The sequence below is a fragment of the Dongia soli genome (genome assembly GCF_034044715.1).
GTDB classification, from domain to species: Bacteria; Pseudomonadota; Alphaproteobacteria; order Dongiales; family Dongiaceae; genus Dongia_B; species Dongia_B soli.
Genome location: NZ_JAXCLW010000011.1, coordinates 99,595 through 121,920, shown reverse-complemented (window position 1 = coordinate 121,920; position 22,326 = coordinate 99,595). Strand labels below are relative to the sequence as shown.

Here is a 22,326-nt window from a genome sequence, read left to right as displayed (position 1 = left end):
GTCTTACCATGGTCAACGTGGCCAATCGTCCCAACGTTGCAGTGCGGCTTGTTCCGCTCAAATTTCGCCTTCGCCATGCTCTTCCAATCCTATGACCAGCTCTCAAGGCCATTCGGCCACTTAAATACCTAAACCCGCTTCGTCAGAGGCGGCCGTCGCAATCGGCGTTTGGAGCGGGTGACGGGAATCGAACCCGCGTAGCCAGCTTGGAAGGCTGGAGCTCTACCATTGAGCTACACCCGCCCGTTTCATGCCGGCCCCGCCACCGTGCCAGCGCTCACCATCGTCAGCGCAGTGCCGATTGCCGAATGACCTCCACACGCAACGATTTCCGACCAATATCCCAGGGCCAATGGTTGCAAAGGCTTGGAACACCTGACGTTGTCGCCCTCCCACGCTCGGGCTGGTTGGTGGAAGGGGTAGGATTCGAACCTACGTAGGCTGACGCCAACGGGTTTACAGCCCGTCCCCTTTAGCCACTCGGGCACCCTTCCAATCCGTTCCGACCCCGCCATGCGGGAGATGCGGACTTATGAGCATTTACCGTCCGGTGTCAACTTGAAAACACACGAAAAACTCCCTCTCGCGCCGTTTTTTTTGGCGGCGCGAAGGAAGCTTGCGATAACGCCCAATGTAGGCGAGATAATAGGTCCCATCATGAAGCAGCGCAAGCAGAAGGCCGGCAAATCCGGCGGCCGTTCACCCAGAGGACCGCAATCCGCTGATCGCAAAAGTAAATTTGTGTCCGGGCCAGGAGCTTTCAAGGGCCGGAGGGAACAATGGGACGAAACCCCCGTGGCTGGGCGAGCGAAATCATCTCCGGCGGCGGCCTACCGGGCCGAACGGGATGCCAAGCGCCCCCGCTCTACCCCACGCACTGCGACTCGCCATCCGGAGAATGAGGATTTTCGTCCTGCCAGCCGGCAGCTAGGCGGTCCCCAAGACCCCTATTGGCTTTTCGGCCATCATACCGTGGCGGCCGCTTTGGCCAATCCCCGGCGCCACATCCAGCGGTTGGTGCATCTCAGCGGCGAAACGCCTGTGGATGAGAGCTTGGCCGGCCGAGACGCCGAGCGCGTTCTGCCGCCCTGGGAGCCAATCGACCGCCCGGTTCTGGAGCGGCTTCTGCCCGAAGGGGCGGTTCATCAAGGCATCGCTGCCCGGGTCGCGCCGCTGCCGGAAATCGACCTTTATGAAATCTGCGACCTAGCCGGTTCGCAGGACCATGCCCGGGTCCTGATCCTCGATCAGGTGACGGATCCTCATAATGTCGGTGCGATCCTGCGCTCGGCCGCGGCTTTCGGCGCCCTTGCCGTCATCCTGACCGAGCGGCACGCCGCGCCCGAAACCGGTACCTTGGCCAAGGCCGCTTCCGGCGCCCTGGAACTGGTGCCACTGGTGCGGGTCGGCAATCTCGCCCGTGCCATGGAGCAGCTGAAAGAGGCGGGCTTCTGGCTGGCCGGCCTTGCCGCCGAGGGGCGCAGCGATCTGGCCGGTGCCAAATTGAGCGGCAAAGTAGGGCTGGTGCTGGGGGCAGAAGGCCCCGGTCTGCGGCGTCTTACCCGCGATCATTGCGACCTGCTGGTGCGGCTGCCGACCAGCGGTCCGATCAGTCACCTCAACGTCTCCAACGCGGCGGCCGTCGCGCTTTATGAACTGGTCCGCGCCGGGCCCCCGCAGGCCACAGCGGCAGATTGAGGAGTAAGGAAGAAGTGATCGCCCCATGCGCGATGCACTGATATCCTCTGCCGGGTATCCCCCGCCCCGCAACAGACACCTACCGAGCGACCATGACATTCATTTCCCGCCGCCTCGCCATTCTTGCCACCGGTCTGGTTGCAGGCGCCACTTTGCTCGCCGCTACCGCCCAGGCCGAAGAGATCAGCAATACGCAATCCGCGCTCGCTTATTTCAACCGGCTCGACCAGCAGAAGAGGGGCAGTTTCACGCTCGCCGATATGCAGCGGGTCGAGAGCAAGGACTTCAAGCGCACGGACGAAAACCACGACGGCAAGCTGAGCCTGGAAGAATATGTCTATGGCATCCCCCAGGATCGCGAGGACGTCATCAAGCGCTATACCCGCCGCTTCCAGCTGTCCGACGAAAACCAGGACGGCTTTGTCAGCCTGGATGAATATATGGTCTTCTGTGTCCGGGTCGTTAATCTGGCCGATACCAATAAGGACGGCATGGTGACCAAGGATGAATTCATGGCGGTCGCCGGCGGCGACAACGAATAATCCCCGCCTTCAGCTGATCACTCTTGTCAGGAAGCATCGCATCTCGTTTCAGGAGCGAGATGCGAATAACTATCAATTGCAATCTCGGCATCTGCAACCTATATATGCGGCTGGCTGATCCGCTACCGAATAAGGCGAAGAAAGAGCTTGCGGACTGACGAGCTCCGCATAGTCCGGCAGTGATCGGCCAGACCATTGGGGCCAGACCGTTGGTCTTCGGCTTTGACAGAACCATCACCAAAGGATGCAAGATGCTGCGCCTCCGTCGTTTCCTGCAGATCGCCGCCGTCGCGGCCCTCGCCATTGGTTCGACCTCGATATCTGCCGCGCAAGCGGACGATTCGGAGAAGGTCGTGAACATCTATTCTTCCCGTCATTATCCATCGGACGATCAGATCTATAAGCTCTTCACCGAAAAGACCGGCATTCAGGTGAAGGTCATCCAGGGCAAGGCGGAGGAACTGCTCCAGCGCATCAAGCTGGAAGGCGAAAGCAGCCCGGCGGATCTCTTCATCACGGTCGATGCCGGTAATCTGTGGCGGGCGGAAGAAGACAAGCTGCTGCAGCCGATCAAATCCCAGGAGCTGGAAGAGCATGTCCCGGCTAATCTGCGCGATCCGCAAGGCCGCTGGTATGCGTTCTCCACCCGCGCCCGCGTCATCATCTATGACAAGAAGAAAGTGAAGCCGAGTGAGCTCTCGACCTATGAGGCGCTTGCCGATCCGAAATGGCAGGGCCAGATTCTCGTCCGCTCCTCCAACAACATTTATAACCAATCGCTGGTCGCCGCGATGATCGACAGTATCGGCGAGGAAAAGACCGAAGCCTGGGCCAAGGGCCTGGTCGAGAATTTCGCCCGCAAACCGCAAGGCGGCGATATCGAGCAGATCAAGGCGCTAGCCGCCGGTGAAGGCACGGTCGCCATCAGCAACACCTATTATTTCGCGCGGCTGCTCGCCGGTAACGATGAACAGCTCAAGAAATCGCTTGCGCATATTGGCGTGTTCTTTCCGAACCAGCAGGATCGCGGCACCCATATCAATGTCTCGGGTGCCGGCGTCACCGTCTATGCGCCGCATAAAGAGAATGCCATTAAGTTCCTCGAATTCATGATCAGCCCTGAAGTCCAGCGCCTGCTGACCGACGTGAATTTCGAATTCCCTGCCCGGCCGGATGTGAAGCCGGCGGATATCGTCGCGAGCTGGGGAACCTTCAAAGCCGACAGCCTGCATGTCTCGGCCCTTGGCAAGAACAATCCGGAAGCCGTGGAACTGATGGACCGCGTCGGCTGGCGCTGACGGTCAAAGCAGATAGCGCGACGGAAAGCCCCGATGCAACCGCATCGGGGCTTTCCGTTTGCGGCAACGCTTTCCTAGCCGGCGGAGGAGCCGACAGTCAGCGCCAGAAGATGACATAGCCGAGCAGGCAGGCGGCGATGCCGCCGGCTAAAGCAAGATATGGAAGCATGCCGGCATGCTTGGGGCCCAGGGTGGTTTCGCCGCGAAGAATCAGATCGCGCTGCATATGAGCCGGGAAGACACCTTTATCCGTCACGTAATGACGATAGAGGAAGAACGGGATCACCAGGGCCGCCGAAATGAATCCGGCAAGCAGCGTGCCCTTGCCCCAGACATTGGCGCCGGCGCCAAGCAGAAAGGCATTGACGTAAGCGAGGATCGTCCCCAGGGCCAGCAGCCAGTTGGGGCAGCGCCAAGGCCGCGGCACCCGTGGATTATCCAGGCGGTGAATCCACCCGGCATTGAGATTGAGGAAATTGAAGATCAGGTAGTTGCAGTTGGAAACCGCGAGCACGAACAGATAATTCGACATCGCCAGCAGAACCAGATTGAAGGCGAGATCGGTCCACATCGCCCGCGTCGGCGCCCCGTGATGATTGACGTAGCCGAGATAGCGCGGCAGCCAGCCATCTTGCCCGCCTTGATTAAGCGTGCGCGATGACCCCGCCATCGCCGTCATAATCGCAAGGATCAAGCTTAACAGCAGCGCCAGCACCAGGAGCTTCGTAATGATGGGCCCGGCATCGATCATGCTGGCCAAAGCCAAGCCGATCCCCGAGCCATCGGCGATGCCGGGATCGAGCATCTTCTGGGTCCCCAGCACACCCTGGAACACCACCGGAATGATGATATAGGCGACGATGCAGATCAGCCCGGAAACGATGATCGCCCGCGGCATATCGCGGCCGGGATTCTTGAACTCGCTCATATAACAGACCGAGGTTTCAAACGCATAGGTCGACCAAGCGGCAATGAAGAGGCCGCCGCAGAACAGCAGGATGCCGCCTTTGTCCCAGGCCCCCGGGACGACCTGCCCGTCTTGTGTCGCGAGCGGCGTGAAGGGCTCGAAATTGCTCATGAGCACCTTGCCCTGTAACAGCGGGATAATACAGACGATGAACAAGGGCAGGAGTGAGGCGATCGTCAACAATGCCTGAATTTGCGCGGTGCGCAGAATGCCGCGATGCTGAATGGCGAAACAGACCAGCATGATGGCTGCACCCAGCAGGAAGGTCGCATTGATACGCAGGGTCAGTCCTTCGGAGACGAAGCCGAGATCGAGCAGCGTCACCTGCCAGCTCAAGATGGATGAGCCCGGCTCGAAGAAGATTGAGAGCAGATAGCCGGCACCTAGACCTGTGCCAATGGCAAGAACCGGCGTCCAGGCCAGCCAGTTGGACCACAAAGACAGCGGCGCCAGAATCTGGCTGTAGCGAATCCACGCTGTCGCCCCATGCACCGCCGTGCCGCCGGTCTTCGACGGATGTAAACCGGCAATCTCGGCATAGGTGAAGGATTGCGCAAAACCGAAAAGCACCGAGATGGTCCAAACCAGCCAGGCTGGCGCGCCCACGGTAGCGGAGATGCCACCCATGGAAAAGAGAACCAGCGCCGGCACACCGGCCGCGACGAAGACCACCTGTGTCCAATTGACGTCGCGAACCATCTCGTGGCTTGTTGTTGTTGTCGCCATCAGACGTTCCTCCCCTGGACAGCAATGTCGCTATCGGGCCGTCGAGCGGTGTCTTTCATCAGCCATCATCGGCGGCTGCGACATACGACAAACAGAAACGGTAACGGGTGGAAATCAACAATCATGGCCGTGGCTGATCAGCTTGCGGCAGATGGCACGACATCTGCCATTCACCCGGTCCGATGAGAGTATAAATCAAACCGGCGGGCTCTACCTGTCTCACCATCGTCCCAAAACGACAAAGCAGCCCTTCTGGAATGACATCGCTCAGGCGCTGCGGCTAGGTGAGTGGACCTAGGAACCAGCTGTGCCTTAAACGCGAACGGCGCCAGTTACGGCGCCGTTGAGCTATTTCAAAAAAGAGTACTCGATCAGACGGTCACACTGAGACGCTTGTCCCGGGTATCCTCGACCTTCGGCTGATCATTGACGCCCGGCACGACATCCGTGCGCTTCAAATCCAGGTCTTGCGCCTGTTTCGCAGCTTCCCGCTGGGCTTCCTGAGAATTGCCCGTCGAGGTCGCCTGCTGCACACCGGCATTGCGCGCCGCTTCGTAAGTGGCAGCGATCCCGATTGCTGAAGAAATATCCATCGCCATGCTCCTTTCGCACCGCCGATGCCCGCCAAGCAGCGCTCCCATGAGGCGCCGGAAACAATGTCCGGACGCGACGCTCTGGTCGGACTCTCTTCTAAATGATCCTCTAGTACAACCGTGACAAGCAATTTCGGATCGGAATTTTCACCAAATTTAGGCATTAAGGTTAATTTTCGGGAAATCGCGCGGACCGGGTTATCAGAAGCTGGGCGGCGAGTTGGCCGAGACCACTTCGCATTCTTCCTCGCCGATATTACGGAAGCGGTGGGGCGTGCGGCTGTCAAAATAATAGGCGTCCCCGGGACCCAGCACCCGGACCTGATCGCCGACCGTCACTTCCAGGCGCCCACGGATGATGACACCGCCTTCCTCGGATTCGTGGCTCAGCATCTGTTCGCCCGTATCGGCGCCGGCGGCATATCGCTCGTGCATGATCTGGATGGCCTTGCCGGTCATATCGCGCCCGACCTGGCGATAGGAGATTTGCCCGCCGGCCAGTTCCACCAGTTCCTTGGCAGTGTAATAGATCTGCGGTCGCGGCGGCGCTTCCATGGCAAAGAATTCCGCGAGCGAGATCGGAAAGCCCTCCAGCAGCTTCTTCAGCAGGCCAACCGAGGGCGAAGAGCGGTTCTGCTCGATCATCGAAATGATGGCGTTGGAGACCCCGGCGCGTTTTGCCAATTCGCGCTGGGACAGGTTGTGCGACTCCCGCAATGATTTGAGCCGCGCACCTAAATCGAAGCCGTCACTATCGGTGACTGTCATGCACAATCCTCTATGTGAGCGCTCAATATACTAAGCACCCCGGCCAACCGCAATGTGTGCAGCGCCGCAAATTCATAAATTTCACGGGAAGCCCTACAAAGGGCCTGATCCAAACTTGTTTACTTTACTGAACATTGCTAGTGTGCCGCGATCTTCACCAGCCTCTATGGGGTATCCGATGTCAGCTCAAGCCGCCGCCTCCTTCGAGCCCAGCCCGAACAATATGGAAGCCTTCTGGATGCCGTTCACGGCAAACCGGCAGTTCAAGTCGAAGCCGCGCCTGTTCGTCAGCGCCGAGAACATGCACTACACGACGATCGAAGGCCGGAAGGTGCTGGATGCCACGGCCGGCCTGTGGTGCTGCAATGCCGGTCACGGCCGCAAGAAGATCACCGAAGCCGTCTCCAAGCAGATCGCCAATCTCGATTACGCGCCGGCCTTCCAGATGGGCCATCCGGCCGCCTTCCAATTGGCCTCGCGCCTGGCAGCGATGATGCCCGGCGACCTCGACCACGTCTTCTTCACCAATTCCGGTTCGGAATCGGTCGATACCGCGCTGAAGATGGCCATTGCCTATCATCGCGCCAAGGGCCAGGGGACGCGCCAGCGCCTGATCGGCCGTGAGCGCGGCTATCATGGTGTCGGCTTCGGCGGTATCTCGGTGGGCGGCATCGTCTCGAACCGCAAGGTCTTCGGCTCGCTGCTGAATGGCGTCGATCATCTGCCGCATACCTTCAATCTGAAGGAACAGGCCTTCAGCCGCGGCCAGCCGGCCTGGGGTGCCCATCTCGCCGATGAGCTGGAACGCATTGTCACGCTGCATGACGCCAGCAATATCGCCGCCGTCATCGTCGAGCCGGTTGCCGGTTCGACCGGCGTCCTGTTGCCGCCGCAGGGTTATCTGCAGAAGCTGCGCCAGATCTGCGACAAGCACGGTATCCTGCTGATTTTCGATGAGGTCATCACCGGTTTCGGCCGTCTCGGCAAGAGCTTCGCGACGGAATATTTCGGCGTTCAGCCGGATATCGTCACCTCCGCCAAGGGCCTGACCAGTGGCACCATTCCGATGGGCTGCGTGTGGGTGCGTAAAGGCATCTATGATGCCTTCATGGATAGCGCCGCCGAGAACATGATCGAGCTGTTCCATGGCTATACCTATTCGGCCCATCCGGTGGCCTGCGCCGCCGCTTTGGCGACGCTCGACATCTACAAGGACGAAGACCTTTTCAACCGGGCCAACGAGCTTGCACCCTATTGGGAAGAAGCGCTGCATGGCCTGAAGGGGACCAAGAACGTCATCGATCTCCGCAATCTCGGCATGATCGGCGCGATCGAGCTGGAGCCGATCCCCGGCAAGCCGACCGCGCGCGCCTTTGACGCCTTCCTGAAGTGCTACGAAAAGGGCCTGCTGATCCGCACCACGGGCGATATCATCGCGCTGTCGCCGCCGCTGATCGCCGAAAAGAGCCATATCGACCAAATCTTCGACATCCTGTCCGGCGTCCTCAAGACGCTCGACTGATCCCACCCATTTTCATGAGCCGTGTCTGCGGGCCATGTCGGCCCGCAGACCACATCTAGGAGTGACTACCATGCTCATTGGCGTGCCCAAGGAGATCAAGAATCACGAATACCGCGTCGGCCTGGTGCCGTCCTCGGTCCGTGAACTGGTTCATCACGGTCACAAAGTGATCGTCGAAACCAATGCCGGCGCCGGTATCGGCTTCAGCGACAAGGATTACAAGGCCGCTGGAGCCTCGATCGTCGGCAGCGCCGAACAGGTCTTCGCTAAAGCCGAAATGATCGTCAAGGTGAAGGAGCCGCAGCCCAAGGAATGCAAGATGCTGCGCAAGGGCCAACTTCTGTATACCTATCTCCATCTGGCGCCGGATCCGCAGCAAACCGAAGGCCTGATTAAGTCGGGTGCGACCGCGATCGCTTACGAAACGGTCACCAATGCCCGCGGTGGCCTGCCCTTGCTGGCGCCGATGTCGGAAGTGGCCGGCCGTATGTCGGTTCAGGTGGGCGCGCATTACCTGGAAAAGGAACCGGGCGGCGCCGGCATTCTGCTGGGCGGCGTGCCCGGCGTGCGGGCGGCGAATGTCGTCGTGCTCGGCGGTGGCGTGTCCGGCACCCACGCAATCCGCATGGCCATGGGTATGGAAGCCCAAGTGACGGTCATCGACCGTTCGCTTGACCGTCTGCGCCAGCTGGACGAGATGTTCGGCTCGAAGCTCAACACGATCTATTCGACCGTCGATGCCATCGAGCATTATGTCACCGACGCCGATCTCGTGATTGGCGCCGTGCTGATCCCCGGCGCTGCGGCCCCGAAGCTCGTCACTCGGAAGATGATCAAGGCGATGCGTAACGGCTCGGTGGTGGTCGATATTGCCATCGACCAGGGCGGCTGCTTCGAAACCAGCCATGCGACGACCCATGCCGATCCGGTCTATGTAGTCGACGGCGTGACCCATTATTGCGTCGCCAACATGCCGGGCGCGGTTGCCCGCACCTCCACTTTCGCGCTCAACAACGCCACCCTGCCCTTCGCCATTGCCTTGGCGAATAAGGGTTACCGGAAGGCGCTGGCCGATGACGCGCATCTGATGGAAGGCCTCAACGTTCATGATGGCAAGGTCACCTACAAGGCCGTTGCCCAGGCGTTGAAGCTGAAGTTCACCGCGCCGCAGGAAGCGCTCGGCCTCTAAGCCGCGGCGCAAGACCCAAGGCAAACGGCGAGGCATCAGCCTCGCCGTTTTCGTTTGCGGGCGCTGCCTATTGGCAAGTTACAGGTATCATCACAGGCTTGTGCCCCCGATCCCTCTTGCGGCCTGCCCGTAAAGCTTCCGATAATGCTGTCTATATCCACTTTCGAGAGCGCCTCATGAACCGCCTGCTGATTCCCGTCCTGACCGCCAGCCTGATCGCCCTGGGCGCCTGCGCCCAGCCCGTCGGCGACAGCAATCGCGACGCAACCAGGATCGCGGCCAGCAATCCGGCTTTGACCGGGGGTGAGCTGAAAGGCACGCGCTGGCGGCTGATGAGCTATGGCACGTATTCCGCGCCACAACATGTCATCGACGACTTGCAGAACGTCGCCTTCCTGCAATTCGATGCCAAGGAGCAGCGTTTCGGCGGCTCCACCGGTTGCAATCGCTTCTTCGGCGAATACCGGCAGATCGGTGATGCGGAGATTTCCATCGGCCAGATGGGATCGACGCGTATGGCTTGCCTGGGCCAACTCGATCAACAGGAGCGCGACGTGCTCGACCTTCTCAGCCATGCCACAGCCTATGGCGTTGCCGAGGACCAGCTCACCATCGCCACCGCCGATGGCCGCAGCCTGACCTTTGCGGCGGTCGGACCCGATACGCAGCAGCGCTACCATTGTGACGGTGGCGAGAACCTCGATACCACTTATAGTCCCCTCACCGGCCAGTTGGTGCTTCGCCGCGGCGATGGCAAGGCCACCACCTTGCTGCCTGAACCCAAGGCCGACGGCGCTTCTTTTACCAACGACTCTTACCGCTTCTGGAGCAAGGGCGACGGCGCATTATTCGAGGACCTCACCACCGCCAGTCAGCAGCAATGCCGGCGTGAAGCAAGTGAGCAATGACTTGCCGGATATCTCCATTGCAAAATTGGAGGTCTTGTCCCAACTCCCTGCCCAGCCAGGAAAATTCCGGATAATTGCAGACTGATATGTAACTGAATCCGGATTTTTGGCCTGGCTGCTTAGACAAATGTCTTTGTCTTGACTAATCTGTGCACGCAATTCGCTGGTAAGCAGCCGGTGAAAAGAAACCATTTTCGTGTGTGTCATGAAGTATCTCGACGAATGGATTGCCGAGCGCAACGTCGATGAGGTTGAATGTTTAGTACCGGATTTGAACGGTATTCCCCGCGGCAAGATCCTGCCGGCGGGCAAGTTTTTAAAGGGCGTCAAGGATCACAGCCTGCGCCTGCCGATGAGCATTTTTCTTCAAACCGTCACCGGTGAATATCCCGATGTTGACGACGACGATATCGGATCGGACGAGGATCCCGATATTTATCTGAAGCCGGATCCGGATACGATCCGCCTCGTCCCCTGGTATAAGAATCCAACTGCCCAGGTCATTCAGGACGCCTATTACGAAGATGGCCGTCCGGTGGAAATCGCCTCGCGCGAAGTGTTGAAGAAGGTCCTGCGCCTCTATGAGGAAAAGGGCTGGAAGCCGGTCATCGCGCCAGAGCTGGAATTCTTCCTGGTACAGGTCAATACCGACCCCGATCTGCCTCTCTTGCCGCCGATCGGCCGCTCCGGCCGTCCCGAAAGTGGCAGCCAGGCCTATGGCATCGATGCGGTCAATGAGTTCGACCACATCTTCGAGGATGTCTATAAGTTCTGCGAACTCTCCGGCATCGATGTCGATACGCTGACCCATGAATCGGGCGCGGCGCAGATGGAGATCAACTTCAATCATGGCGATCCGCTGGAATTGGCGGACCAGGCTTTCCTGTTCAAGCGCACCGTCCGTCAGGCAGCGATGAAGCACAATGTCTACGCCACCTTCATGGCGAAGCCGCTATCGAACCAGCCGGGCAGCTCGATGCATATCCACCAATCGGTGGTGGAACGCCGGACCGGCAAGAACCTGTTCGCCGACACCAAGGGACGCGACACGGCGATGTTCCGCCATCACGTCGCCGGCTTGCAGCGCTATTTGCCGCATGTCGTCCCGATGCTGGCGCCGAACGTGAATTCCTATCGCCGTTTGCGGCCGCGTTTCGACGCACCCATCAATGTGCAATGGGGAATCGACAATCGCTCCTGTGGTCTGCGCGTGCCGATTTCAAATTCGTCCAGCCGACGGATTGAGAACCGGCTGGCCGGCGCCGATGCCAATCCCTACCTGGCCATCGCCGCGTCATTGGTATGCGGTTACCTGGGCATGACCGAACGGTTGAAGCCGAGCAATCAGATCCAGGGCTCGGCCTACCGCATGGCCCATACGCTGCCGAAAACGGCGAACGAGGCCTTGCACAAATTCAGCAGTTGCAAGCCCGTCCGGGCCTTGCTCGGCGAGCGCTTCGTCAAGGCTTTGTCGATCGTGAAGCTCACGGAACTGGAGGCCTATGCCAATGTCATCAGTTCCTGGGAACGCGAGCATCTCTTGCTGAACGTGTAATGTTGCAGGCTGTGAGGTTGCAGCCAAGCGGGGCCTTTGCTAGGCTCCTGACATGGCTGAGAACCGCACGCATTATCTGACGCGCATAGCACCGATCGATCGCCAAGATGCGATCGATCGGTGTGTCATTTGCGGCCCTGTCCGCAGCCTGCGCTCGGAACGGCTGATTCTGACGGCCCGGATCAATTTCAATCCCTAAATCGCCTCGCGGCACCAGCTAGAGAATCTTCATGGGTTCGCGGATCGTGGCGATGCTGCGAAGCCCATTCGGCATATATTGTTTAAAGGATGAGATCATGACCGCACAGCCAAAGCGCAATAGCACGACCGAATGGCAGGCCCAGGACCGCCATCACATCCATCCCTTCTCCGATAATGCACAGCTGCATGAGATCGGCAGCCGCGTCATCACCAAGGCGGAAGGCACCCATCTGTGGGATTCCGAAGGCAACCGCCTGCTCGACGCCTTTGCCGGCCTTTGGTGTGTCAATGTCGGCTATGGCCGCAAGTCGATTGCCGATGTTGCTTATAAGCAGCTGCAGGAACTGCCCTATTACAACACCTTCTTCAAGACCACCCATCCACCGGTGGCCGAATTGTCGAAGCTGCTGGTCGACATGACGCCGAAGCAGTTCAACAACGTCTTCTACGGCCAGTCAGGTTCGGATGCCAACGACACCATCGTCCGGATGGTGCGCAGCTATTGGAACCTGAAGAAGCAGCCGAAGAAAAAGACCATCATCAGCCGCACCAACGGCTATCACGGCTCGACCATGGTGGCAGCCTCGCTCGGTGGTATGAACTATATGCATGAGCTGGCCGACCTGCCCTTGCCCGGCTTTGTGCATATCCGCCAGCCTTATTGGTATGGCGAGGGCGGCAGCAGCACGCCGGAGGAATTCGGCAAGCTCTGCGCCAAGGCGCTGGAAGACAAGATCCTGGAACTCGGTGCCGAGAATGTCGCCGCCTTCATCGGCGAGCCGATCCAAGGTGCCGGCGGCGTCATCATTCCGCCGATGACCTATTGGCCGGCAATTCAGGAAATCTGCAAGAAATACGATCTGCTGCTGATTGCCGATGAAGTGATCTGCGGCTTCGGCCGTACCGGCCACTGGTTCGGCTCCGAATATTTCGGCATCGAGTCCGATTTCATGACCATGGCCAAGGGCATCACCTCGGGCTATATGCCACTTTCCGCTATCATGGTTTCCGACCGCGTCGCCGATGTGCTGAACAGCGGCATCGATTTCAGCCATGGCTATACCTATTCGGGCCATCCGGTTTCCTGCGCCGTGGCGATTGAAAACATCCGCATCTTGCGCGAGGAAAAACTGGTCGAGCGGGTGCATGACGAAACCGGCCCCTATCTCACCAAGCGGCTGTGGGAACTGCTCGACCATCCTTTGGTCGGCGAAGTTCGCAATGTCGGCCTGATGGGCGGCATCGAGCTGGTGAAGGACAAGAATAACCGCAAGACCTTCCAGCCAGTGGGCGATACCGGCACGATCTGCCGCGATCATTGCTTCCGCCTCGGCCTCGTCATGCGCGCGACCCGCGACACCATGCTGATCTCGCCATCTCTGACCTGGACCAAGGGCGATATCGACGACTTCATGAAGCTGACGCAGGAAGCCTTGGACCTGACCGCCAAGGATGTCGGTCTCTAAGCGACGCTCGGATAGCGATCAAGCAAGGCCCCGATGCGCCATTGCATCGGGGCTTTTTGCTGGCGGAAGGAATTACGGCTTAATTCCCATGTTACCATTTCCGGATCAATCGCAGCTGCTTCCCTGACAGCTCCCACTTGATTCCCTTAATAAATCCTCTCAATCTGACGGCAGTCGCTGTCCATTGATCTGCCTTGGAGGTGATCGATGCCGCGCCTTCTCTACTTATTCGCCGTGGCTGCCTTCAGCCTGTCTTTCGCCCTTCCGCTTCGGGCCGATACGCTGCCGGTGCCAGCCAATCTCATCCCCTTCGACAGCACGGAGGGCGAAAAGCTGCTGGTCGGCGCCGAGGCGACAAAGGCCTATTTCGCTTTGAGTGAGCAATTCGTCACACAGCAGAACCAGGCTTTCTGCGGCGTCGCCTCGCTTGTCATGGTGCTGAATGCATTGAAGGTTCCGGCACCGGCATCGGAGGAATTGGCGCCGTTCAGCGCCTTCGATCAGTCGAATATTTTCACGGCCCAGGCCGAAGCCGTGCTACCGCGAACTGTCATCGAAGAAAACGGCATGACATTGGACCAATTAGGTGCGCTGGCCAAGGCTTTCGGCCTCAAGGCCGCGGTGCGTCATGCATCGGACACAAACCTGGATGCGTTCCGCCGTGATGTCCGGGCACGCCTGGAGACGGCCGGACAATATGTCATCGTCAACTATTTGCGCTCCGCGCTCGGCCAGCAGAAATATGGGCATATTTCACCCTTGGCCGCTTATGATGCCGATAGCGACCGATTTCTGATCCTGGATGTTTCACGCTACAAATATCCGCCGGTCTGGGTAACCGCTTCCGACCTTTTCGCGGCAATGAATACGCCGGACCGGGATAACGATAACCGCAGCCGCGGCTTTCTCGAAATCAGCCGCTGAAACGGGCCCGGCAAGCATCCAGCCTCACCACCGGCGAAACTTTCTGCACTATTGTCAAATATCCGCAGCTCCCTTATGGGAAGTTTTGTCTAGGATCGATTTTCGGTGAGGAAGAGAATGCGGAAATCCTGCGTCGCGGCTGCCCTGACCATTTCAATCTCGGCGATGTGCTCCCCCGCTTTCGCCGATTACCGGCTCACCATTCTGCATTTCAACGATTTCCATTCGCGCATCGAACCGATCAACAAATACGATGCCACCTGCTCCACGACAGAACCAAGTAAGCTTACCTGTATCGGCGGTGTTGCTCGGCTAGAAAAGGCGATCGATCAGCGCCGCGCAGCCCTTAAGGGCACGAACGTCATCCTCCTCGATGCCGGCGATAATTTCCAAGGATCGCTTTTCTACACGACCTATAAAGGTGCGGCCGAGCTCGAGTTCCTCAATGACATGAAGCTCGACGCCATGACGGTCGGCAATCATGAATTCGACGATGGCGAAGCCGCTTTGGCGCCCTTTCTCGACAAGGCACAATTTCCGGTGCTGGGCGCAAATGTGGTGACCGATGCGGCATCCAAGCTCCGCGACCGGATCAAACCTTTCGTGATCCTGAATCGCGGCGGCCAGAAGATCGGCATCATCGGCGCGGTCACCAATGATACGCCGGAAAGCGCCACACCTGGACCGCATGTGAGGATCACCGATGACGCAGCAGCTATCAAAGCCGCCGCCGATCAGCTAAAAGCGCAAGGTATCGATAAGATCATCGCCCTCACCCATGTCGGCTATGCCCGCGACATGGCCGTTATCGCCAAAATTCCCGGCATCGATGTCGTTGTCGGCGGCCATTCGCATACGCTGCTCGCGAATCATGATCCGAAAGCTGCCGGACCCTATCCCACCATGGTGAAAAATCCCGGCGGCTATGACGTGCCGGTGGTAACGGCGGCCTCCTATAGCAAATATCTGGGCGAAATCACGGTCACCTTCGACGATCAGGGGGTCGTCAAGGCGGCGAAGGGGGATCCGATCCTGCTCGATTCCAAGATCCCGGAAGATCCGGCGATCACTGCGCGTATCTGGGAACTCTCCAAGCCGATCGAAAAGATGCGCCAACAAGTCATTGGCTCAGCCGGTGCCGTGATCGATGCCTCCACCTGCCGCAAAGAGGAATGCAGCATGGGCAATCTCATCGCCGATGCGATGCTCGACCGGGTCAAGGGCCAAGGCATCGACATCGCCATCGAGAATGGCGGCGGCCTGCGCGCCTCGTTCGGCGCCGGCGATATCACGCTGGGTGATGTGCTGACAGTCTTGCCTTTCCAGAACACGCTGGCGACGTTCCAGCTGACCGGCGCGGAAGTAGTCGCGGCGCTGGAAAACGGCCTCAGCCGCATCGATGACGGTGCGGGGCGCTTCCCGCAGGTCGCGGGCCTCAGATACAGCTTCGATAAGACGAAACCCGCCGGCAAACGCGTGGTCGCCGTTCAGGTGAAGCAAGGCGAGGCGTTCGTGCCGCTCGATCCTGCCAAGACCTATGGCATTGTAAGTAACAACTATATGCGGGCTGGCGGCGATGGCTATGCGGTCTTCGTGCAAAATGGCAAGAAGGCTTACGACTTCGGCCCCAATCTGGAAGACGTGGTCAGCGACTATCTGATGCACCACACCGGCTATAAGCCTTATCTCGATGGTCGCGTCGCAGCGGTTCACGGTCCCGGCCGAGACCTGAATTAAGCTTCCTTGGGGCGGATTTCATAGGCGCAGCGCTCGGCGCCACTGACGATGTGTTCGGTACGCTTCACCTCGATATCAGGCCCGAGGGCTTCGGCAAAAAGCGTCAGTTCCGATTTGCAGAAACCTTGGCAAGTGCTGGCTGCTGCGCAAATCGGGCAATGCCGCTCCAGCAACATCACGCCGCCATCCGGCAAATCCTGGATATGGGCCATATAACCTTCGGCGGAACGCTGGGCCGCCAGGCGCCGCACCTTCTGCTTCAGCGCGCCCTCCCCCACCAAGGCACGATATTGTTTCAATGCCTGCGCTTCGCGGTGCCGGATGACGCGGTCCAAGCCGGCCTGGCCAAAAACCGCCCGGACCGCCGCAATCAGTTCCAGCGTCAGCCCGGCATGGTTCTCAGGGAAATAGTCATGGCCGGCCTTGGACAGCGACCAGAAGCGTTTCGGACGCCCTACCCCTTCGCGCCGGTCCTCGAAAACGATCAGACCACGATTCGCCAGGCCACCCAGATGTTGCCGTGCCGCCACGGCGGTAATCTTCAGATGCCGTGCGATGGCCTCGGCATTTTGTGCGCCGCGTAATTTCAGCAGGCGAAGAATGCGAGCGGTGCTACGTTGCTCATTCATGGCGGGATGATGTCACAGGCGACCGAATAAGAAAAGTATTTGCTTGTTAAATTTTCCTCCCCTAGCTCTGTCTGGCAAGGATAGAGATGGAACAGAAAGATGCAGTCTGCGCTGGGAGAAACATTGGAGATGCGGGATGAGCCGGTTACCTGGACGACATTGCTGTTCGGCCCGAAGGCTCGCATCACCTGGACGATAAATATCGGCGTTTCGCTTCAAGCCTTCGGCTGGTTCCTGGTTTCGACCATCATGCCCAGCGTGGTGCTGCAACTGGGCAAGCCGGAACTGCTGAGTTGGGGCACGACTGCTTTTCTGGCCTTGTCGATTCCAGGCGCCGCCAGTGCCGGCTTTCTCAAGGGCCGGTTCGGCACCCGGCGAATGCTCATCCTCTCCGGTCTGGTCGTCATCGCCGCCAATCTGCTCGGCCTGGCCTCACCGAACATGGAGATCTTTCTTCTGGCCCGCGCCCTGCAGGGACTGGGCGAAGGCATGGTCATGGCGCTCTGCTATATCCTTGTGGGTGAGGCGCTGGCGCCAAAGGAGGTGAACCCGGCCTTCGGCATTCTCGCGGTGGTCTGGGCGCTGGCCACATTGATCGGCCCCTCGCTTGCCGGCTTGCTGACCGCCTGGATCTCCTGGCGCATCGCCTTCGTGCCGATGGCCTTGCTGGCCCTCACTTTCCTCATCCTGGTCGCCAGCGACCGCGCCGGACATTATGCCAAAGCCAGCAACCGGAACGGCCTGCCGCTCGGTCGCTTGCTGATCCTCGGCATCGCCATCAGCGCCGTCTCCTTCGCCGGCGCCACCCGCGACGTGCCGCGGGCGACGACGCTGATTATTCTTACCTTGTCCCTCATCGCCTTGTGCTTCTATCTCGACCGGCGCAGCGCGCAGCGTCTGTTCCCGCGCAATCTTTTGTCGCTGGCGAATCCGTCCACACTCGGCGTCTGGATCATCGGGCTGATGTTCGGTGCCGAGGCCGGCCCGCCGATCTACATGACCTATTTCGTCCAGGTGGGATATGGTCATTCCGTCTTCTTCTCGGGGCAGTTCGCCGCCATCGTTGCTTTGGCCTGGTCGGCCTCGGCGATCTATGTCAGCCGTATCGGCCAACATCTCGGCCGGACGATGCTGATCGTTGGACCGGCCTGCCTGGCCATCGGGCTGAGCGTTCTCGTTTTCTGGCACATGCTGCCGCTGGCGATCGGCGGACTTGCCTTGGCGGTGATCGGCTGCGGCTTCGGTCTCAGCTACGGTTTTTATACCGAGAACATCATCGGCACTGCGAAACCGGAGGAGCGCGACGTCACCTCCGGGGCCATTCCGACCTTGGAAAGCATTTGCGCCGCAGTGGGTGCAGCGCTTGCAGGATTGCTCGGCAATGCCGCCGGGTTCGGTGGCTTCGGTGCCACCGATATCCCGGCCGCTGTGCCGATCACAGTCTTCGGCGTCAGCGCGCTGGTCGCCTTCGGCATCGTTCTCTGCGCCCTGCGGTTCCGCCGGCTGATTGCTGCATCAGCCTAGTCCTCCGGCAAGAGATTACTTGCGTCGGCGAAGCCGGTCGATCGTCGTTTCCATCTCCGTGACAAGACTGGTGACAAGATCGGCCGCCTTTTGCCGGCGCAGCAGGCGGACAGCCTGGCCGGCCCAGAGCGACAGATAATCCGTTTTGTTCTGTTGGGTGGCGGCGCTGCGCATCGGGCGGGTCAGCGCGTTCTGCCAGGGGAACGGCAGGACGGCTGACGCCAGAGCCGGATCTTCCACTTTCGTCATCACACGGTTGACGAGGCCGCGCGCCGGCCGCCCGGAAAAAGCACGGGTCAATCTACTCTCTACTTCCGTCACCGCCAGCAACCGCTCCTTATAGGCCTCGGCGATGCCGGCCTCTTCGGTGGTGAGGAAGGCGGTACCGATCTGCACCGCTTCGGCGCCCAGCGCCAGGGCGGCAGCGAGACCGCGGCCATCGGCAATGCCGCCCGAAGCGATCACGGGAATCTTCACCGCATCGACCACCTGTGGCACCAGGGCCATGGTGCCGACCATTGCCATCTCGAAATCGGTGAGGAAGCTGCCGCGATGGCCGCCAGCTTCGCTGCCCTGCGCAATCACGGCGTCGACACCGGCCCGTTCCAGGGCAACGGCCTCATCGACGGTGGTTGCCGTGCCCATGACCACGAGCCCTTTGGACTTCGCAGCGGCGATGGCTGCTTCCGGTACCATGCCGAAGGTGAAGCTGAAACCGCGCGCACCACTTTCCAAGACGGCCGCCAGCTGCGCATCGAAATCCGTGCTGGCGGTCGCTGCCAATTCCGGCTCCGGCAGGCCCAGTTCTTCATAGAAGGCCTTCAGCCGCTCGATTGCCGCTCGCGTCTCCGACGGACGGTCCGGTACGGGCAATGGCGCGAAGAGATTGATCGCGAAAGCCCGGTCGGTCTTTTCCCGCACTTGCCTCGCCGCTTCCGCGATCTGCGCTGGCGACAGATAAGCCGCACCGATCGATCCCAAGCCACCGGCAGCGGAGACCGCCGCAACCAGCGGCGGCGTATCCCCGCCACCGGCCATGGGCGCCTGGATGATCGGATGCGTCATATCCAGTTTCTGCATCAACTTGGAGATACTCATGTTCGGCTCCTCACCATCAGATCCAACCCGAAGGCAATAACCAGAGAGATCGCGGCTACGGCAAAGACAGGCGTGTAGCTGCCCGACTGCGCCAGCAGAACAGTAAAGCCATAGGCAGCTGCCGCTTGTCCCACCGCGAAGGTGGCGGTGGCGCCGGACCAGGCGCGGTGACGCACCACCGGATCGTGCAGCAACTCTTTCAAGCGCGCCAGGGCCAAAGGCACGACACCGGGTGTCAGTGCGCCCATGATGCAAGCCGAGACGCCGAGGCAGACCGGATCATCGGTGATCAGTAATGCCGCGACGGCAAAGGCTTGCAAAACATAAGCAACACGTAATGTCGCCCGCGCACCATAGCGATCGGCCGCAAGGCCGGCGAGGATCGGACCCAGCATCGCGCTCAGGCCGAACAGCACCCAATAGACGGCGCCGATCTCCACGCCGCGGCCGAGGCTCCGGGCGATGAAATCCACCAGGAAGATCATATGCGGCACCAAGCCAACGGCATTCAGGCCATATTGCAGCGAGAAGATGAGAACAGGGCGGCTGCGCGCCGAGGAGAGTGAGGCGGACGAAGGTGCAGCAGCCTGCGATGCCGCCAGTGCCGTGTCATCGGACGGCCAGCCACGCCAAGCCATCAGCGTCAGCAGAATGGCCACCGCGCCAAGCCCCAGCCAGCTTGCCGTCAGACCATATTGCAAAAGCAACGGCATCAAGGTGCCCGAGATCGCAATGCCAACGCCGATGCCGGTGAAGATTGCGCCTGTCACCATGCCCGTCTGGCGCGCTTCGACGCGGCGCAGGATTACGGGCGCGGCAAGAACCATCAGTGCTCCGCCGGCAATTCCGGCGAGCAGCCGCCAGGCGAAGAACCATGAAAAGGAAACAGGCCAGGCACAGGCGAAGACGGAGATCGTCGCCGTCGCCATCATCAGGCGTAGGAAAGTCGCGGTGCCGCGCCGATGGGCAAATCCGCCGGCGGCCATCGCCCCCAGCAGATAGCCGATGAGATTGGCAGCACCCAGATAGGAAGCCTGCGGCGCCGTGAACCAATCCGCCTGGATGATTGCCGGCAGCAACGGCGTATAAGCGAAACGCGCCAGTCCGATGCCAACGAGGCTCGCACAGAACCCCGCAATCGCCATCCGGCGGGCCGATGGCTGCCGGACATCGCTGTTATCCGCGGATGGTCCGAAAACTGACGTTGAGATAGATGCCGGTCTCATGTTGCCCTCGCTTCCCTCATGGAAAGCTAGGACTTCCTAGGCATCTCTAAAAACGATTTTATAAGATAAATGATATCTGTACAGGAGATACCCCTTCAGGCTGCGAGGTCGGTTGCAACCGAAGTAGTCCCGAGATCCAGGAAAGCTGATAGAGCGTTGGACCGATAAGCGCCGGTGCGGCTGACAAAGACTGTTTCCACTTGCGCTTCCGGCGCCGGTAGGTCGTGCAGTCTGACCCGACCAGCCTCCGCAGCCCGCGCGACGACCACGCGCGGCAAGAGCGAAATACCGATGCCGGCAGCAACGCAGCCGATGATCGCATCCAAAGTCCCGAATTCGAGCAGGCGCAGCCCCACGAGGCCGTGCCGGCCAAGCAAGGTTTCCAGGCGCTGACGATAGGAACAACCGGCGCGAAACACCACGAGCTTGAGATCGCTGCGTGTTGCGAGACCGGCCAAGCCGGAAATCGTTGGCGCGGTCACGAGAACCAGTTCCTCGCGAAAGATCGCGGTTTCATCGAGATCCGGATGGCTGACGGGACCGCAGACAAAGGCGCCTTCCAGGCGGTGATCCAGCACGGCCTCGATCATTTCCTGGGTCGTCCCGGTCCGCAGCACCAGATCGACCGCCGGGTAAAGTGCCGCATAACGTGTCAGCAGCGGTGACAGACGCAGGGCCGCCGTTGTTTCCAGCGAGCCGATGGTGAGGCTGCCTTTCGGCGTCCCGTCGTCGGTCACTGCGCGCCGTGCATCATCCAGCAGCCGTTGCGCCTCGAGGGCAAAGGGCAGCAGGCGCTGGCCGGAACCGGTCAGGCTCACCCCACGGCTGTGCCGTTCGAAGAGCGGGACGCCAAGGCGCTCTTCGAGAAGCCGAATCCGGGCCGTCACATTGGACTGCACCATGTTCAATTCAGCGGCGGCGCGATTCATTCCGCCTAGCCGTGCCACGGCTTCAAATACGCGCAAATCGGCCAAATCCATTGCCGCCTCCGGTCATCATCGATAGTGATAGCTTTGGGCCAAAGCCGGCGCCATTAAAGATTAAATCTATGCCTGCTACATAGGATTATCAAATCCCGTTGTTCTTCTAAATTTATTTTACAAATGCTGTGTCGGTGCCATTTTGTTGCTTATGAGCTGTTCATCAGCTTGGGAGGAAGAAATGGCACAAGTTTTGGCACCGGACGATCTCTTGCGCCACGCCGTGGCCGCCGAAGATTTCATCGCGGCCATGCGCGCCAATGTCACTCCGGTCAATCTTGTCACGACGGACGGCCCTGCCGGTCGCTTCGGCATCACAGTGAGCGCCGTCAGTTCGGTTTCCGCCGAGCCGCCCTTGATCCTTGCCTGTCTCAACCGCCGCAGTCCGGCCGTTGCGGCCATCACGCGCAACGGCGTCTTCTGCGTCAACGCTTTGAATGCCGATCAGGCCCATATCGCCGACTGCTTCGCCGGCCGGCCGCGCGACGGCCAGGCTTTCGATTTCAGCTGCGGCAACTGGCTTCCCGCCCGCAGCGGCGCGCCGGAACTGGAAGGCTCGGTCGCCAGCCTGGATTGCGAAGTCTTTGCCCAACATCCCGCCGGCAGCCATGAAATCTTTATCGGCAAGGTGCTGGGTGCGATCAGCCGCGCCCTGCCGCCTTTGCTCTACTGGGACCGCCAATACGGCAAGCCCGATCCCCTCATCTGACCTTTTCCATTATTATCAGGCCGACATCGAATATGAATCTGCACCGTCCAGCGACGCCGAGCAGTC

General features: G+C 60.0%; 20 protein-coding genes and 2 tRNA genes. 13 read left to right on the top strand and 9 right to left on the bottom strand.

What is annotated here, in order from left to right:
- Window positions 1-169: 169 nt before the first annotated feature.
- Window positions 170-243, bottom strand: a tRNA-Gly gene (locus SMD27_RS22555).
- Between the two features lie 165 nt (window positions 244-408).
- A tRNA-Tyr gene (locus SMD27_RS22550) sits at window positions 409-494 on the bottom strand.
- A 301-nt stretch (window positions 495-795) separates the two neighbouring features.
- On the opposite strand from SMD27_RS22550, the gene rlmB reads away from it, so the two are divergent.
- From rlmB to SMD27_RS22535, 3 genes are all read left to right on the top strand, one after another.
- Complete coding sequence (gene rlmB / locus SMD27_RS22545) at window positions 796-1,698, top strand: 23S rRNA (guanosine(2251)-2'-O)-methyltransferase RlmB (RefSeq protein WP_320510705.1); 903 nt, start codon at window positions 796-798, stop codon at window positions 1,696-1,698.
- A 92-nt stretch (window positions 1,699-1,790) separates the two neighbouring features.
- Window positions 1,791-2,240 (top strand): EF-hand domain-containing protein, encoded by a 450-nt coding sequence (locus tag SMD27_RS22540; RefSeq protein ID WP_320510704.1) that lies wholly within the window; start codon window positions 1,791-1,793, stop codon window positions 2,238-2,240.
- Window positions 2,241-2,491: 251 nt separating this feature from the next.
- Complete coding sequence (locus SMD27_RS22535) at window positions 2,492-3,538, top strand: Fe(3+) ABC transporter substrate-binding protein (RefSeq protein ID WP_320510703.1); 1,047 nt, start codon at window positions 2,492-2,494, stop codon at window positions 3,536-3,538.
- Between the two features lie 97 nt (window positions 3,539-3,635).
- Here the strand turns inward: SMD27_RS22535 and SMD27_RS22530 are convergent, their stop codons facing one another.
- From SMD27_RS22530 to SMD27_RS22520, 3 genes are all read right to left on the bottom strand, one after another.
- Window positions 3,636-5,231 carry an APC family permease gene (locus tag SMD27_RS22530; protein ID WP_320510702.1) on the bottom strand — a complete coding sequence of 532 codons (1,596 nt, stop codon included), beginning with the start codon at window positions 5,229-5,231 and terminating at the stop codon, window positions 3,636-3,638.
- Window positions 5,232-5,602: 371 nt separating this feature from the next.
- Window positions 5,603-5,824, bottom strand: coding sequence for a hypothetical protein (locus tag SMD27_RS22525; RefSeq protein ID WP_320510701.1), 222 nt, complete (start codon window positions 5,822-5,824; stop codon window positions 5,603-5,605).
- Between the two features lie 201 nt (window positions 5,825-6,025).
- Window positions 6,026-6,592: a cupin domain-containing protein gene (locus SMD27_RS22520; RefSeq protein WP_320510700.1), complete on the bottom strand. Its 567-nt coding sequence runs from the start codon at window positions 6,590-6,592 to the stop codon at window positions 6,026-6,028.
- A 178-nt stretch (window positions 6,593-6,770) separates the two neighbouring features.
- Here SMD27_RS22520 and SMD27_RS22515 point away from each other — a divergent pair, with 178 nt between their 5' ends.
- The 8 genes from SMD27_RS22515 (at window position 6,771) to SMD27_RS22480 (ending at window position 16,094) form a co-directional block, all read left to right on the top strand.
- Window positions 6,771-8,114: an aspartate aminotransferase family protein gene (locus SMD27_RS22515; RefSeq protein ID WP_320510699.1), complete on the top strand. Its 1,344-nt coding sequence runs from the start codon at window positions 6,771-6,773 to the stop codon at window positions 8,112-8,114.
- A gap of 70 nt (window positions 8,115-8,184) precedes the next feature.
- The gene (gene ald / locus SMD27_RS22510) at window positions 8,185-9,303 is read left to right on the top strand and encodes an alanine dehydrogenase (protein ID WP_320510698.1); all 1,119 of its coding nucleotides are present in this window, start codon (window positions 8,185-8,187) and stop codon (window positions 9,301-9,303) included.
- A 176-nt stretch (window positions 9,304-9,479) separates the two neighbouring features.
- On the top strand, window positions 9,480-10,211 hold the full coding sequence (locus SMD27_RS22505) for an META domain-containing protein (RefSeq protein ID WP_320510697.1): 732 nt from the start codon (window positions 9,480-9,482) through the stop codon (window positions 10,209-10,211).
- Between the two features lie 205 nt (window positions 10,212-10,416).
- Window positions 10,417-11,766 carry a glutamine synthetase family protein gene (locus tag SMD27_RS22500; protein ID WP_320510696.1) on the top strand — a complete coding sequence of 450 codons (1,350 nt, stop codon included), beginning with the start codon at window positions 10,417-10,419 and terminating at the stop codon, window positions 11,764-11,766.
- A gap of 52 nt (window positions 11,767-11,818) precedes the next feature.
- Window positions 11,819-11,965 (top strand): hypothetical protein, encoded by a 147-nt coding sequence (locus SMD27_RS22495; protein ID WP_320510695.1) that lies wholly within the window; start codon window positions 11,819-11,821, stop codon window positions 11,963-11,965.
- 97 nt (window positions 11,966-12,062) lie between these two features.
- Window positions 12,063-13,433 (top strand): aspartate aminotransferase family protein, encoded by a 1,371-nt coding sequence (locus SMD27_RS22490; RefSeq protein ID WP_320510694.1) that lies wholly within the window; start codon window positions 12,063-12,065, stop codon window positions 13,431-13,433.
- Window positions 13,434-13,640: 207 nt separating this feature from the next.
- A complete protein-coding gene (locus SMD27_RS22485) occupies window positions 13,641-14,357 on the top strand; it encodes a phytochelatin synthase family protein (RefSeq protein WP_320510693.1) in 717 nt (238 codons plus the stop codon).
- 117 nt (window positions 14,358-14,474) lie between these two features.
- Window positions 14,475-16,094: a bifunctional metallophosphatase/5'-nucleotidase gene (locus SMD27_RS22480; protein WP_320510692.1), complete on the top strand. Its 1,620-nt coding sequence runs from the start codon at window positions 14,475-14,477 to the stop codon at window positions 16,092-16,094.
- Here the strand turns inward: SMD27_RS22480 and SMD27_RS22475 are convergent.
- Window positions 16,091-16,723, bottom strand: a complete 633-nt coding sequence (locus SMD27_RS22475; RefSeq protein ID WP_320510691.1) for a helix-turn-helix transcriptional regulator — start codon at window positions 16,721-16,723, stop codon at window positions 16,091-16,093. The two genes, SMD27_RS22480 and SMD27_RS22475, sit on opposite strands and share 4 nt — an antisense overlap.
- A gap of 99 nt (window positions 16,724-16,822) precedes the next feature.
- Here SMD27_RS22475 and SMD27_RS22470 point away from each other — a divergent pair, with 99 nt between their 5' ends.
- Window positions 16,823-18,247 (top strand): MFS transporter, encoded by a 1,425-nt coding sequence (locus tag SMD27_RS22470; RefSeq protein WP_320510690.1) that lies wholly within the window; start codon window positions 16,823-16,825, stop codon window positions 18,245-18,247.
- Between the two features lie 15 nt (window positions 18,248-18,262).
- Here SMD27_RS22470 and SMD27_RS22465 read toward each other — a convergent pair whose 3' ends face one another.
- The 3 genes from SMD27_RS22465 to SMD27_RS22455 all read right to left on the bottom strand — a co-directional run bounded on the left by SMD27_RS22465 (window position 18,263) and on the right by SMD27_RS22455 (window position 21,551).
- Window positions 18,263-19,345: an NAD(P)H-dependent flavin oxidoreductase gene (locus tag SMD27_RS22465; RefSeq protein WP_320510689.1), complete on the bottom strand. Its 1,083-nt coding sequence runs from the start codon at window positions 19,343-19,345 to the stop codon at window positions 18,263-18,265.
- On the bottom strand, window positions 19,342-20,490 hold the full coding sequence (locus SMD27_RS22460; protein WP_320510688.1) for a YbfB/YjiJ family MFS transporter: 1,149 nt from the start codon (window positions 20,488-20,490) through the stop codon (window positions 19,342-19,344). Before SMD27_RS22460 ends, SMD27_RS22465 begins: the two co-directional genes overlap by 4 nt.
- A gap of 176 nt (window positions 20,491-20,666) precedes the next feature.
- Window positions 20,667-21,551, bottom strand: a complete 885-nt coding sequence (locus tag SMD27_RS22455) for a LysR family transcriptional regulator (RefSeq protein ID WP_320510687.1) — start codon at window positions 21,549-21,551, stop codon at window positions 20,667-20,669.
- A gap of 181 nt (window positions 21,552-21,732) precedes the next feature.
- Between SMD27_RS22455 and SMD27_RS22450 the strand changes: the two genes are divergently transcribed.
- Window positions 21,733-22,260 (top strand): flavin reductase family protein, encoded by a 528-nt coding sequence (locus tag SMD27_RS22450; RefSeq protein WP_320510686.1) that lies wholly within the window; start codon window positions 21,733-21,735, stop codon window positions 22,258-22,260.
- Window positions 22,261-22,326: the final 66 nt, after the last annotated feature.